Below are 14095 nucleotides of genomic sequence, written 5' to 3' on the forward strand. Positions count from 1 at the left end.
CCTTATGACAATGGCTGGACAACCCAAATCCAATAACCATCCGGGTCAGCTATGACAGCTTCCTTCACACCCCAATCCCGGTCCACAGGTTCCTGAACGATTTTGCCACTGCCGCTTTTGATGGATTGAACAGCCGCCGTGACATCATCAGTCATTAATTCAAAGGTCACACCTTTTTCAACCGGTTCAGGCTCGTCAATGATATGCAGCATGATGGTCATTTTTCCATCACCACTCCCGACTGAATAGTTGGCCATCCCGTTTTCCACGAAATCTTCCCTAAGACCCAACACTTCTTTATAGAAACTTCTGGATCTTTCCATGTCCTTCACCGGGATCACGATCGTGTTGAGTTTTTCAATTTTAAAATTTGCCATTTGTAATGCCTCCTTGAAATATTAAGCTGACAGTCAAATTCTTTTCATTTATGGTTGTATAAAGGACAAACAGCAGCAGTATGCCGAACAGCAATGCCATAAAAACATGGTTCCTATGGGCGACAATGCCGCGGCAATCATAGTAAATATTAAAATTAAATACTAATTATGGCATCCATGGATTTTTATCGATCACCACTTACTGGAAAATTACTTCCAACACGTTTATCACGCGTTTAATGGCTTTCTTGTTGATTGAAAAGTACTTTGTAGTACCTTCTTTGCGAATTGAAACGAGCCCGGATTTGTGTAATTGGTTCAAATGACGTGATAGCGTGCTTTGTTTCATATCGAGCCTCGTGACGATTTGCTGGGCAAACATCTCCGTGTTGTCTGCAAGCAGGCCAAGAATTTCTAATCGTGTCTGATCGCCAAGGCCTTCGAAGGCGGGTGACATAGCGGTCAAATGTTTTCCCGATGCATTCGTTTTTCTTTCTGATGTATTGATGGAAGGTTCGAACATAACATACATATGCTGGTTGGTATTTTCAAAGGTCAGCAGTCTTCCCAAATTAACAACCGGTATAAATGTCAGTTGTTCTGATCGTTTCAGCTTGTCCATCTCATTTGTATCGGGATACAGACCAGTCATCTCAAGCAGGGCCTCGACGTTGGTGCGGAATGACTTGGATAACTTTGTATCATTATGCTCCTGCCATTCATATAATTTGTCTCGTTGACGTTCCCAAAGTTCCTTGAAGCCGGATGACCAGAACGATTCGATCAATCGTACAATTCTATCTTTAACAAGCTGCAAATCATTATAGAATGCCAGCGATTCCTCTATATCCTGCACTGACCAGCTCTCCAAAACAGCTTTTATGGCTCTGCGGCGGTTTTTCGGGTCCTTTAATTGATCTTCCGCCAGGCTCACACCCTTCATTGTTTTCTCGACAGGCTGAATACGTGGCAGATACTGATAGTAATAATCCATTGTCTCCCTGATCCCATAAATGAGAAGGTCCAGGATCTCTCTTTCAGACATGCTCTTCCACCAGCCGATAAATGCTTCCCAATCATCATTCAGATGAGCATGGGTTTTTATATAATAACCCCGAAAAATAACACCATGAGCGAATACGGTCCGCAGCAAACGCAGGTCATTTTTAGTCTGATCAGGCAGCTTGGCGGCGAAATCCTTTAACCATTCTGATGAAAGCGTGGAACTGTTGAAATAATAATCTGTCAGCTGGATAGTCGTCAGAAGATTAACACCTAACGATTGTGCAGTGCTCAAGTTTGGCTTAGGGTAGGCAGGCACAAAAAATGCTTTCTCCACAGTCGCCCTCCTTTTTATTAATATCTGTATATTGAATATTTGCATATAGTATATGGTGATCGCCCTTTCATTAAAAGTCAAGTGGAAGTTTTCGAAAAATAGTATATTCTACGTTTAGTGATATTCGGAGTAAAAGTGCTGGAGGAAATTTGAAACGAGAAACGGTCAAATAATGGCTGAGCCGCAAGAAAACATCCTTCATCAAAGTTATGAAGACCTGAATGAGGTTGAAAAACCGCGGAAAAGGCCTTCATCGCGGTAATGGGGGTGTTAACGTGGGAAACAGTGAAAAGAGAATAATCATGTTGTGATTCCTGCTGGTGCAAAAGCAAACCACGTGGTTACATTAATATGATACTGATTAAACTATTCGAGTGAGTTTCACACTAAATAATCATTCGCCGGAACCACATCAAACAATCCGCTTTCCTGCAAAAACTGTGTTACCAAATGAACGTGCGCGCTTCCAATAATCAGCAGTGTGCGGTCGGAAGGGCAGGTGGTGATTTCTGTCAGGTTGGCATAGATGGTCAGATTGCGCTGGTACCACCATCTCACCCAATCTATTCCTACATACCCATTTCCCCGTCCAATGCGGGCAATCGTCATATACATTTCATGGTTCAGCTTGATGTTCAGTTCCGTGTTAATGGCACGGATGCGATCGAAAATATTTGGACTCACCATTGCCCGTTCAATCTTTGGCCGGTAGTATTTGTTAATCATTTCAATCGTTTCCGGCTGATGTTTTTCCGCCCAGTCAAAAACCTTGCCAAGTCCGATATTACCAATTTCCTCCATCCAGTCAACCGCATATACTTTTTCATGCCGTAATTCCGAAGCGAGTCTAAAACCGAACTGATGCACTTCATTCACTTCCGGCTTCACTATGTCATTTTGTTTACCCTTGATCAAATCAGGTGTAGGTCGCATATGAAATGTGCCCAGCACGATTACTTTTGGCTTTTGGTTTACCGTTGTCATGTCAGTTCTCCTAAATAATACATTTTATCCATTGTAACACGGACATTTATATGATTTTTAACTGATACGGGAATTTTTCGTTAAAGTCTGGCACATTTTCATTTAAATATGTTATACTAATTCCAAACAACGACTTAAAAGTATAACATAAATTGGGGGATGTCAAATGAGTAAAACCCGTATTGCTATTAATGGATTTGGCCGCATTGGACGGATGGTCTTTCGTCAGGCGGTAAATAATAATAATTTGGATGTTGTATCAATCAATGCCAATTATCCTCCTGAAACACTGGCACATTTAATCAAGTATGACAGTATCCATGGTATTTTTGAAGGGGAAGTGAAAGCGCTCCAAAATGGTCTGGATGTTGATGGTAAACACATTCATCTGGTCAGTTCACGCGAACCGGAAAAATTGCCATGGAAAGACTATGAGATTGATATCGTAATTGAAGCGACAGGAAAATTCAAAACGAAAGAAGAGGCAGGCCGGCATCTCTTGGCAGGCGCTAAAAAAGTCGTTATTACAGCTCCCGGGAAACAAATCGATAAAACAATCGTTATGGGCGTCAACGAACAGTCCTACGATCCTGACCAGGATGAGGTGATCTCGAATGCTTCCTGTACGACCAATTGCCTCGCGCCGATTGTGCGTGTGCTGGATGATAACCTGACGATTGTCAATGGTCTGATGACAACGGTGCATTCGTTCACAAACGATCAAAAGAATCTTGATAATCCGCATAAAGATTTGCGCCGTGCCCGTGGATGCACACAGTCGATCATCCCGACATCAACAGGCGCAGCAAAAGCACTTGGCAAGGTCATACCGCATCTGGATGGAAAACTGCATGGCATGGCATTGCGGGTTCCGACACCAAATGTTTCCCTTGTTGACCTGGTCATTGACGTCGAGGAATCCGTCACACCGGAAATGGTCAATCACATTTTCCGTGAAGCATCGGAAAATGAACTAAAAGGTATAATTAAATACAGTGATGAACCACTCGTATCGATTGATTATACAACAACCGATTATTCTGCTATAATAGATGGATTGACAACGATGGTTATGGAAGATAAGAAGATTAAACTATTAGCCTGGTATGATAATGAGTGGGGTTACTCCAAACGGGTTGTTGACCTCGCCAGACACGTTGGAAGTTATATGAAACAGCATCATGTGAAAGTTTCGTGATAAATCGCATGAAGAAAAAAAGATTGACCATTTTAACATAAAGATGCGTCAATCTTTTTTTCTTTTATTTACTGCACACGCAAAAATCATGTTACAATAAGGAGACATAAAATGATTGACGAAAGTTATTTGGGGTGGGGTGCATGTGATGTCTTTTCGTCAGACTATTGCAAGGTATTTCAGTGATCATGCAGAAACAAATGATGTACATATCGATCCGTCACTGCAGACACACTATTATAAGACTACCAGCGAAAAAGGCATCAACATGCTGGAAAATCTATTTCAAAGCGACCCCAAATACCGCATTAATGCGATATCCAAGGACCGCGGAGAAATCAGTTCAGCTATTGTGAAAGGGAAAAAGGCATTTCTGGTCGCGACCGTGATTATGGTCAGGCCATACAGAACGGCGATTGATTTTTCAGTGACAACGGAGTCAATGCTTCCAGTTGATTTTGGCTACAGCTATAAAGTGATTCAGGAATTGTATTCATACGCCGATAAGGAACTGCCGCTGATCGAAAACAAACGGTAGTAATAATAAATGTGGGGTTGGACAATATGCGATGTTCAAATTGCCAAAACAAAAGTACAAAAGTATTGGATTCGCGCCCGATTGAAGAAGGACGTTCGATTCGCAGACGCCGGGAATGTGAACGGTGCGGCTTTCGATTTACGACATTTGAACGGATTGAAGAGGTACCGTTAATCATTGTCAAAAAAGACGGCACACGCCAGGAATATAGCCGTGAGAAGCTTATTCGCGGTTTGATTAAGGCATGTGAAAAACGGCCCGTTCCACTTGAAAAAATTGAAGGCATTGCGGTGGATGTAGAGAAAGAACTCCGTAATACAGGTGTTTCTGAAGTAGAGAGCAATGAGATCGGTGAAATGGTCATGGAGCGACTCTCAGAAATTGATGAGGTAGCCTATGTCCGCTTTGCATCTGTTTATCGTCAATTTAAGGATATATCAGTATTTTTGGATGAACTGAAGGATTTAATTAAATCGGATAAAGAACAATCCGAATGAATGGTTCGGTGCATCAGTTAGAAGAAAGGGTTAGCATCATGGATGATATTGGAAAAATTCTGCCAATCGAAGGGTATCAGGTCGTACTGAAGGGGAGTCTCCCAGCCGACTATACCAAATCACTAACACACCTGTATCAGCCGCTAGTCGGCATTCAGGCCATTTCTTTGTACCAGACGCTTTTCAATGAGTTGGATTTTCAGGATGGATCTACTGCCCAGACCCATCACACACTGATGAATTATATGAACTTGCCGCTGGATGACATTTACCGAGCCCGACTAAAACTTGAAGGAATCGGGTTACTGAAAACCTATCGGCAGGAATCTACTGCACATAACACCTATACATACGAAATTCAGCGTCCATTTGCACCTGCTGAATTTTTTGCTGATGACATGTTGACACAGTTGTTGTATCATCATATCGGTCAGGCAAAGTTTGCTATGCTGCAGAATCATTTTCGGGTACAGACAACCCAAAAAGGGACAAACATTACCGCTGTATTCAATGATGTTTTTCAAACATTTCACCCGCATACAACAGAACTGGATATCTCAGAATCCGAAGAAAATCAGCCTGTTGACGTCAACATTCCATCGATTGATTTTTCCTGGATGGAACAAATGCTCAAAAAACGGATGATCCCGGTCAGGAAGGTATTGACTGCCGCCAACAAAAAATTGATGTCACAAATGCTGACGCTATATGACTTGGCTGAATTTGAAGTAGAAAAAGCTGTGTTATGGGCACTGACTGATGAGAATACACTTGCTGCCAAGGAATTTAAGGAGGCCTGTCACGACCTATTTCAGGCCAAACACCAACAGGCGGCTGTCAAATTGACCGATAAAAAGGAAACCGAAACAGCTGAAACGGACTACAAACCGACGACGAAAGAAGAACAGCTGATCCTGAAGCTGGAAAAGATTTCACCGAAACAACTGCTGGAAGATTTGTCTAATGGCGGGCAGGCATCCAGCCAGGATTTAAAAGTGATCCGTGACGTGATGACGACACAAGGTTTACCATCGCCGGTCATGAATGTGCTTATTCATTATGTGCTGCTGCAATCCGATATGAAATTATCCAAAGCATATATGGAAACGATCGCCAGCCACTGGTCACGCGCTAATTTGAAAACAGCCGCCGAAGCAATGGCATTTGCGAAAAATCAAAAGTCCCGATACCAGCAAAGTAAAAATAAACCACAAAACTACCGGAAGTCCGCGTCAAAAGAAGTTGTTCCCGATTGGTTTAAAGAACGGAAAAAGAAACAACCTGATGTTCAACAGAATAATGCGGTCACGACAGAAAGTAACGAAGAATTTGCAGCTCTTCTCCGGGAATTCTCGGACGGAAAACAATAATCATTTGCAAGGATGACGATTATGAAGCCAGTACAGTCTGAAATCAAAAAATGGATGGAGCAAAACAAGAATTTTAAAGAAAACTATCTGAAAGTAAGGGAAGACGTTCTAAATGACCCTGAAATTAGTGAGTTCCTGTCGCTTAACCCACAGCTTTCACAAAAAGAAATTGATAAAAGTCTTATTAAACTTTACGAATATAAGACACAATCCAAGCAATGCGATCAGTGCAAGTCCTTTGGTGAATGTGTGAATATGATGCAAGGCTATTCGCCCATCCTGCGCACAGATAATAATGAAATACACCTTGTATACGAAAAATGTCATAACAGGATTGATTATGAAAAACAAAAAGAACAGCAAAGTTTGATCCAGAGCCTCTACATGCCAAAGGAAATTTTTAATGCCAGTATCGATAGTATTTCTGAAGTCAACGGCCAGCAGCGGAAGCCAGTTGTCTATGAAATGTTAAACTTTTTGAAGGAGGCCAAGACGGCTATTCCCGAAAAAGGTCTTTTCTTTTTTGGCCCATTTGGGGTTGGGAAAACGTATTTTCTCGGTGCGCTTGCAAATGAGCTGAAGCGGTTAAACATATCATCCATGCTCATTTATATGCCTGAATTCGTCCGGGAAATGAAAAGCTCCATCAAAGACGATTCTGTTAATCAAAAGATCAATTATTTCAAAAAGACGGACGTTCTGATGCTCGATGACATTGGTGCCGAAACGCAATCGGCCTGGTTTCGGGATGAGATACTAGGATCTATTTTACAGTATCGCATGATGGAAAACTTACCGGTATTCTTTACGTCCAATTATAGTTTGGCACAATTGGAAGAGCAACTTGCTACAACAAACCGGGGGGGCAGTGAGACGGTCAAGGCCGGCCGGATCATTGAACGGATTAAACAAGTCAGCAAAGAAGTTGAGTTGATTGGCAAGAATCGCCGTGATTTATGATCGTCGAAGTTTCACAAGAGTCTCTCCTCATTCCTACAATCGAAACGAACTTCAATTAGGGGGCATGTCTCATAAAATTTTTTGGGATGCCCCCCTTTTCGTATTGTGATCCGAATATAATAGTAGAAGAGCGGTAATGCATCATCCTATCTTGCCAGCTAAACCATAGATAGTTACTAGTTTCAAGGGACCATACATTTTTTCAGATGGATGTCCATATAATGTAACAGTTTGGTTTTGGGTGAGGGTGATGTTTTTGCTGGAAGTTTATTTCGAGTCGGATAAAGAGGCAATCAGTTTTTGCGAGCACCTGTTTCAATTGAACAAAAAGATTGAATTACATTGGAAAACGACAGAAAAGTGGGGTAATCATCTGCAGCTGGATCAGCAGGAGTCCAGCGATAATTTTATGGAAACGATTGCGGGGGCAATGGTCGGAGTCTTCGTGACACATCGGCTGACTGACATGATCAACGGTATTATTAAACATGATTATTATTATACAAATTCAGATGAAATTGAACGGATTATGGGGTTAGCGCATTGGGTGTTTGCGGGAGATGATGAAGACAGTCAAATTGTTCGAAATAATAAAGATCCAAGTCAATTGCTGTACTCACTGTTTCTGGCTAATATTAATAATTCCGGAGTACTCCATTTTGATTCCATCATCAATTTTCAGTTGAAAGTGTTTAAAGATCAGCTTATCCATTATGTCGGACTTGCGATTGATGAATTTAAACGGGAAGAAGATCACCAGGCATTTATCGATATGCTCAGGAGTTACATCATTAAACGTAAGCCAGTGGTGCAGACCGTCCACATTTTGCAGGGCGATCCCTTTTCATTTTTTAAGTCGGATGGAAAACCATTTTCCGGGATGGATTTACGAATACTTATGCAGAAAGAACCGCTTTATATTGTTGGCCTTGATGCTGAGGAGCTGAATTTATCACCACTGATTGCCATGGCACCTGAAAAAATTAAGCTGTTTGGTGATGATCCATCAGATCCGAAAACATTGACAGTGATCAATATTTTTCAGGAACGGGTGGAATTTGAACCGCTCAGTAACTTTCCGTTTCCGTATGATTTAAAAAATAAATAATAAAACTTGATTTTCTGAGAAACACAAGCTATAATACCATTAATATAATCTGAATGAATGGAAACGTGACGATAAGGACATGATCATTTGATGAGGGATAGATAAGAGAAGGAAGTCATCGGCTGAAAGCTTCCACTATACCGGCAAATGTTTACCACCTTTGAACTCTGCTGTTGAACATAATGAAGTAAGCAGCGGCGTATTTTCTGCGTTAAAGATGAATGAAGCCGCGTTTTTTGCGGAAATTAGGGTGGAACCACGTGCTGAGCGCTCGTCCCTTTGCTTTGAAGCAGAGGGGCGGGCGTTTTTTAATTGGCTCATTTTTAAAAGGTTGTGTTTAGGACGTAAAATCCATAAACTGCGACGTATTTACTGGAATGTCGACTTCTCGCGCACCGTCCGGGATCGCTACGGGCGGATGCTTTCCGCGGGCAACGCTTCAGCTTCCTCGGAAGCAAAAACCGCTTCCTGCGGGATCTTCAGCTGTTGCTTTTCCCGCAGGAGTCACCGCCCTCCGCTCACCCGGACTAATGAAGTGGTTTTAAACGTATTTCTATCACGACTCCTAGACCAGTCAATAAAACCAGCGGAGGAAATACACGGAGACTCCTGTGGGAGCAGAGGCCTGGATGAGACCCCTTAGTGCTTAGCTCGAGGAGGCTCATCAGCCGCCCACGGAAAGCGACGAGCAAAACATCCGCCGAGTTAGCTGCGAGTTGCGAGGAGTGCTGCTTCCCGCAATCACTTGCAACACGACGAGCACCAAGTGTATTTCCGCAGCGGCAGTTTAACACTCATGCAACATTACGTCGCAGTTTATCTCGATGGCGAAGGTTGGGATGTAGCAATTTTTCGAAAAATGATCCTTGATATTACAAGGTTTACGAATCAAATGATTTAAGAAGGAGCGATAAACATGGCAGATTTAACCATTACGTTTCCTGATGGCGCGAGTAAACCATTTCCACAGGGAACAACCGGAGAAGACATTGCAGCTTCGATTTCATCAGGATTAAAAAAACAGGCACTGGCCATCAAGTTGGATGGAATGTTATTTGATCTGAGAAGGGAACTTCCTTATGGCGGTGAGATTGAAATCGTCACATATAAAAACCAGGAAGGCATCGATATCATGCGCCATTCAACAGCCCATTTACTAGCCCAGGCGGTTACCAGGCTGTATGGTGATGTAAAATTTGGTGTTGGCCCGGTGATTGAGGAAGGTTTTTATTATGATATGGATCTGGAACGTGCCCTGACACCTGAAGATCTTCCGAGGATTGAAAAAGAAATGAAACGCATTGTTGATGAAAATCTGGAAATTGAACGTATCGAAGTTTCCCGCAATGAGGCGAAAGAGATGTTCCGGGAAATCGGGGACAATCTTAAACTTGAGCTAATCGATGCGATCCCTGAAGACGAGCAAGTAACGATCTACAGACAGGGTGAATTTTTCGACCTGTGCCGCGGGGTGCATGTGCCCTCAACCAGCAAAATCAAGGCATTTAAATTGTTGAGTATATCCGGAGCCTACTGGCGCGGCGACAGCAATAATCAACAGCTGCAGCGTATTTACGGGACAGCTTTTGAGAAACAAAGCCAGTTGGATGACCATTTGCGTATTTTAGAGGAACGGAAAGAGCGGGATCACCGTAAACTTGGTAAAGAACTGGATATTTTTACGGTTTCACAAAAAGTGGGTCAGGGGTTGCCGTTGTGGCTGCCTAAAGGGGCGACTATCCGACGCATTATTGAACGTTATATTGTTGATATTGAAGAACGGCTTGGTTATGACCACGTGTACACACCTGTTTTGGGCAGTGTTGATTTGTATAAGACGAGCGGGCATTGGGACCACTATCAGGATGACATGTTTCCGACCATGGAAATGGACAATGAAGATCTGGTGCTCCGCCCGATGAACTGTCCACATCACATGATGGTGTATAAAAATCAAATGTACAGCTACCGGAACTTACCGGTCAGAATCGCCGAACTTGGCATGATGCACCGCCACGAAATGTCCGGCGCACTGGCGGGACTGCAGCGGGTTCGCGCGATGACTCTGAATGATGCGCATATATTCGCCCGTCCTGATCAATTAAAAGATGAGTTTATCCGGGTTGTAGAACTTGTACAAAGGGTTTATAAAGATTTCGGGATTAACGATTATTATTTTCGACTGTCGTACCGTGATCCTGAAGATAAAGAGAAGTATATTGATAATGATGACATGTGGGAGAAAGCACAGGCCATGCTGAAGGAAACAATGGAGGAAATGGATGTCGATTATGTCGAAGCTATCGGGGAAGCTGCTTTTTACGGCCCAAAATTGGATGTACAGGTGCAAACAGCATTAGGCAAAGACGAGACGCTCTCGACTGTTCAGCTTGATTATCAATTGCCGGAACGATTTGACCTGACTTATATCGGCCAAGACGGCAATGAACACCGTCCGGTTGTCATCCATCGTGGTGTCGTTTCAACGATGGAACGGTTTGTCGCATTTCTGATCGAGGAATATAAAGGCGCCTTCCCAACGTGGCTCGCACCGGTTCAAGTGAAAGTGGTCCCGGTAGCACCGGATGCCCATCTGGACTATGCCAAAGAAATCGCGGACAAATTACGATTCGAAGGTGTGCGAATTGAAGTGGACGAACGCGACGAAAAGATCGGCTATAAAATCAGGGAAGCACAGACCGAAAAAGTGCCATTCAGCTTAGTGCTGGGAGACAAAGAAATTGAGAATGACAGCGTGAATGTTCGCCGGTATGGGGAAAAAGAGTCAGAAACGTTAAGCTTTGATGATTTTAAAGCGCTGATTAAAGAAGAAATCGATTAAAAGGTATTAAGAAAATAGTCTAAAATCCGGGCGTGCAGCATGGCCCGGATTTTCAGTTTTTAAAGTTTTGGGCTTCCTCTTTGGTTTTATACATGATATATTGAGTATGGAACTTTTACAGATTAGGGGGAAGGGAATGGTTGACACGCTGTTTAATAGATGCTATTCTGTAAAAGTTGAATAAAATGATCTAGAGACAAGTAGAGGCACCCGCTTCTCACCTGATCGACGCTTATGTGCAGTCGGCTGGTCTTAAACTTTTCAATAGCAATTATTGGAGACGTGTGGGTGCATATATGTACCGGCACTTTTTATTTGCGATATAATCACTTGTCAATGATGGATCTCGTATTATAAAAATATTTTGGAGGTGGCTGGCAATTAGCAAAGATATGAACGTCAATGAAAAAATCCGTGCCCGCGAGGTACGTCTGATCGATTCGAACGGGGATCAGTTAGGAGTTAAATCACGCAATGAAGCGCTGGATATTGCTCAGAAGCGCGATCTGGATTTAGTTTTGGTGGCACCAAATGCTAAACCACCAGTATGTCGTGTCATGAATTATGGTAAATACCGCTATGAGCAGCAAAAGAAAGAAAAAGAAGCGCGCAAAAAACAAAAAATCATTAACGTAAAAGAAGTGCGATTTACTCCGGGAATTGGCGACCATGATTTTAACACGAAGCTGAAGAATGCACGTAAATTCTTGACAAAAGGCGATAAGGTTAAAGCTTCTGTCCGTTTCCGCGGCCGTGCTATTACGCACAAAGACCTTGGCCGGGAAGTTCTTAACCGTCTGGCAGAAGAAACAAAAGATGTGGCAACTGTTGAATCCAAAGCAAAAATGGAAGGCCGCAATATGTTTATGATGCTTGCGCCAATCAAAGAAAACTAAGCGATTATCGATCCAAGGAGGACACCAATATGCCTAAAATGAAAAGCCATAAAGGTTCACAAAAACGTTTCCGTAAAACGGGATCAGGAAAATTGAAACGCGCGCATGCGTATACAAGCCATATGTTTGCAAACAAATCACAAAAGCAGAAGCGCAAACTGCGTAAATCTTCTATTGTTTCCAATAGTGATTATCGACGCATTAAAACCATGCTTCCATATAAATAAGTATAGACGTTAACTATAAATGATTTTTCAATTGTATTAGGAGGGAATTAACATGCCACGTGTAAAAGGTGGAACAGTAACGCGCAGACGCCGTAAACGCGTATTGAAATTAGCTAAAGGGTATTATGGTTCGAAACATGCATTATTCAAAACAGCAAAACAACAGGTTATGAAGTCCGGTCAATATGCTTATCGTGACCGCAGGCAGAAAAAACGTGACTTCCGCAAGCTGTGGATTTCCCGCATTAATGCTGCCGCACGCATGAACGATATTTCATACAGCAAACTGATGCATGGATTAAAACAAGCTGGTGTTGAAGTAAACCGTAAAATGCTGTCCGACCTTGCTGTGAATGATGAACAGGCATTCTCCCAATTGGCTGACAAAGCTAAAACAGCATTGAAATAAAAGATAACCAAACAGCCAAATCCGGTTCGCCGGGATGGGCTGTTTTTTTATTAACGTTTTAATGGCCGTCAGATAAGGAGGTCAGGGAGTAGGAGGCGCGGGGGAGGGGGATAGGAACTCCATCTTGCTTTTTTCTGTCATAATGGCTCGTCTATTGTCATATACATGTACCGACGTATGAAACAAGTACCGGTAAAGGAGGCGGGATATGGAGCAGTTTGGCAATTATATCATGGTTTTTATTGAAACGGGCGGGCTGTTTGCGCCTATTTTATTCATCAGCTTTCATTTATTAAGACCGTTATTTTTTCTTCCGGTAGTTTTCATATGTATCTCAGGCGGTGTGCTGTTTGGAACGGCTGCCGGAACATTGTACTCTGTTATCGGGATTACTCTTTCGAGCCTTATTTTTTACGCCGTTATTCGCTGGATGCCGAAAACGTTCGCGAAACTTGTCCATCTGCGGCAAAAATTAATGGGACAGCACTCCGACATGACGACATCGCAAATCGCGCTTTTGAGACTTGTGCCGTTCATTCATTTTCATTTGCTCTCCGTGTGTCTGATCGAAATATCATCAAACTTCAGGGACTATACCAAGTCATCCATACTCACAAATATTCCACTGGCATTTGTCTATACGTCGGTGGGAAAATGGATATCCAGCTTATCTTCAATTCATATCCTCATATTTTTATTAGCGCTGCTGCCACTCATCTACATTCTGAGACGGAAAGAAATGATTATTAAATGGCAGGATTTTTTTCAGGTCAGTACATGATGAAAGATGCGCATCCATCCGATGGGTGCGCATCTTTCATGGCTGGCCAAGAGATACTTTCTTCTAATCAATCGTTGTCAGGATCAGCTTGTTAATCGGGTATTTCCACGTGATTGCAGCATGTGGATAGCGGATCAGTAATTCTTTCTCAATAAAGTATAAGTCATCTCGCGTGATTCCTTCCAATTCATTAGCATCACGGGCAAATATGTGAATATCGACCACTTCAAACGCGTCTTCGGTCGCGCCGATATATTTTTCGCCTTCAAATAAACATCGCTTATAGACAAATTGAATATTTTTTTTGGAATTGCTGGCGTCATCCACCATATAAAATATGTTGGTTTCTTTGGCAATTTGCAACTTTCGGTCAGGGTTCCGGAAATATTGAACGATGGTATAGACGAGCATAACGAGTGCGGCCAGGATGAGCAATCGAAATAACAGAACAATCATATCCCTTGTCTCCTTGTAACGCTTGATAGTATGTATACGTTTTAGCTTTCCGGCAGGTTTCACGAATATGATGATTTCGTGGTATAATAATAAACAAATCTTATTATACATAG

The 14095-nt window shown here is 42.5% G+C and carries 15 protein-coding genes and 1 other annotated feature; of the genes, 11 read left to right on the forward strand and 4 right to left on the reverse strand.

Annotated elements, in window-relative coordinates; translation table 11 throughout:
• Positions 1-2 precede the first annotated feature (2 nt).
• From E4U82_RS03640 to E4U82_RS03650, 3 genes are all read right to left on the reverse strand, one after another.
• Positions 3-377: a VOC family protein gene (locus E4U82_RS03640; RefSeq protein ID WP_135108690.1), complete on the reverse strand. Its 375-nt coding sequence runs from the start codon at positions 375-377 to the stop codon at positions 3-5.
• A 199-nt stretch (positions 378-576) separates the two neighbouring features.
• On the reverse strand, positions 577-1716 hold the full coding sequence (locus tag E4U82_RS03645; RefSeq protein WP_167751322.1) for an ArsR/SmtB family transcription factor: 1140 nt from the start codon (positions 1714-1716) through the stop codon (positions 577-579).
• Between the two features lie 381 nt (positions 1717-2097).
• On the reverse strand, positions 2098-2700 hold the full coding sequence (locus tag E4U82_RS03650) for a DUF5694 domain-containing protein (RefSeq protein WP_135108692.1): 603 nt from the start codon (positions 2698-2700) through the stop codon (positions 2098-2100).
• 166 nt (positions 2701-2866) lie between these two features.
• Between E4U82_RS03650 and E4U82_RS03655 the strand changes: the two genes are divergently transcribed.
• The 11 genes from E4U82_RS03655 to E4U82_RS03705 all read left to right on the forward strand — a co-directional run bounded on the left by E4U82_RS03655 (position 2867) and on the right by E4U82_RS03705 (position 13526).
• Positions 2867-3898, forward strand: a complete 1032-nt coding sequence (locus E4U82_RS03655; protein WP_135108693.1) for a glyceraldehyde-3-phosphate dehydrogenase — start codon at positions 2867-2869, stop codon at positions 3896-3898.
• 115 nt (positions 3899-4013) lie between these two features.
• A complete protein-coding gene (locus E4U82_RS03660; protein ID WP_342447715.1) occupies positions 4014-4436 on the forward strand; it encodes a cytosolic protein in 423 nt (140 codons plus the stop codon).
• A 26-nt stretch (positions 4437-4462) separates the two neighbouring features.
• Entirely contained in the window at positions 4463-4933 is a 471-nt protein-coding gene (gene nrdR, locus E4U82_RS03665) for a transcriptional regulator NrdR (protein WP_135108694.1), read from the forward strand.
• A gap of 38 nt (positions 4934-4971) precedes the next feature.
• Complete coding sequence (locus E4U82_RS03670) at positions 4972-6303, forward strand: replication initiation and membrane attachment family protein (RefSeq protein ID WP_135108695.1); 1332 nt, start codon at positions 4972-4974, stop codon at positions 6301-6303.
• A gap of 21 nt (positions 6304-6324) precedes the next feature.
• Entirely contained in the window at positions 6325-7263 is a 939-nt protein-coding gene (gene dnaI / locus E4U82_RS03675; RefSeq protein ID WP_135108696.1) for a primosomal protein DnaI, read from the forward strand.
• Between the two features lie 250 nt (positions 7264-7513).
• Positions 7514-8371: a putative sporulation protein YtxC gene (ytxC, locus tag E4U82_RS03680; RefSeq protein WP_245183519.1), complete on the forward strand. Its 858-nt coding sequence runs from the start codon at positions 7514-7516 to the stop codon at positions 8369-8371.
• A gap of 916 nt (positions 8372-9287) precedes the next feature.
• On the forward strand, positions 9288-11213 hold the full coding sequence (gene thrS, locus E4U82_RS03685) for a threonine--tRNA ligase (RefSeq protein ID WP_135108698.1): 1926 nt from the start codon (positions 9288-9290) through the stop codon (positions 11211-11213).
• Positions 11214-11405: 192 nt separating this feature from the next.
• Positions 11406-11533 (forward strand) — a sequence feature (ribosomal protein L20 leader region).
• A 72-nt stretch (positions 11534-11605) separates the two neighbouring features.
• Positions 11606-12109: a translation initiation factor IF-3 gene (gene infC / locus E4U82_RS03690; protein ID WP_135108699.1), complete on the forward strand. Its 504-nt coding sequence runs from the start codon at positions 11606-11608 to the stop codon at positions 12107-12109.
• Positions 12110-12138: 29 nt separating this feature from the next.
• A complete protein-coding gene (gene rpmI, locus E4U82_RS03695; protein ID WP_135108700.1) occupies positions 12139-12336 on the forward strand; it encodes a 50S ribosomal protein L35 in 198 nt (65 codons plus the stop codon).
• Between the two features lie 52 nt (positions 12337-12388).
• A complete protein-coding gene (gene rplT / locus E4U82_RS03700) occupies positions 12389-12745 on the forward strand; it encodes a 50S ribosomal protein L20 (RefSeq protein ID WP_135108701.1) in 357 nt (118 codons plus the stop codon).
• 208 nt (positions 12746-12953) lie between these two features.
• A complete protein-coding gene (locus E4U82_RS03705) occupies positions 12954-13526 on the forward strand; it encodes a TVP38/TMEM64 family protein (RefSeq protein WP_135108702.1) in 573 nt (190 codons plus the stop codon).
• A gap of 63 nt (positions 13527-13589) precedes the next feature.
• Here the strand turns inward: E4U82_RS03705 and E4U82_RS03710 are convergent, their stop codons facing one another.
• A complete protein-coding gene (locus E4U82_RS03710; protein WP_135108703.1) occupies positions 13590-13982 on the reverse strand; it encodes a sigma-w pathway protein ysdB in 393 nt (130 codons plus the stop codon).
• Positions 13983-14095: the final 113 nt, after the last annotated feature.

It is taken from the genome of Lentibacillus salicampi, from assembly GCF_004565465.1.
In the GTDB taxonomy this organism is placed as follows: domain Bacteria; phylum Bacillota; class Bacilli; order Bacillales; family Amphibacillaceae; genus Lentibacillus; species Lentibacillus salicampi.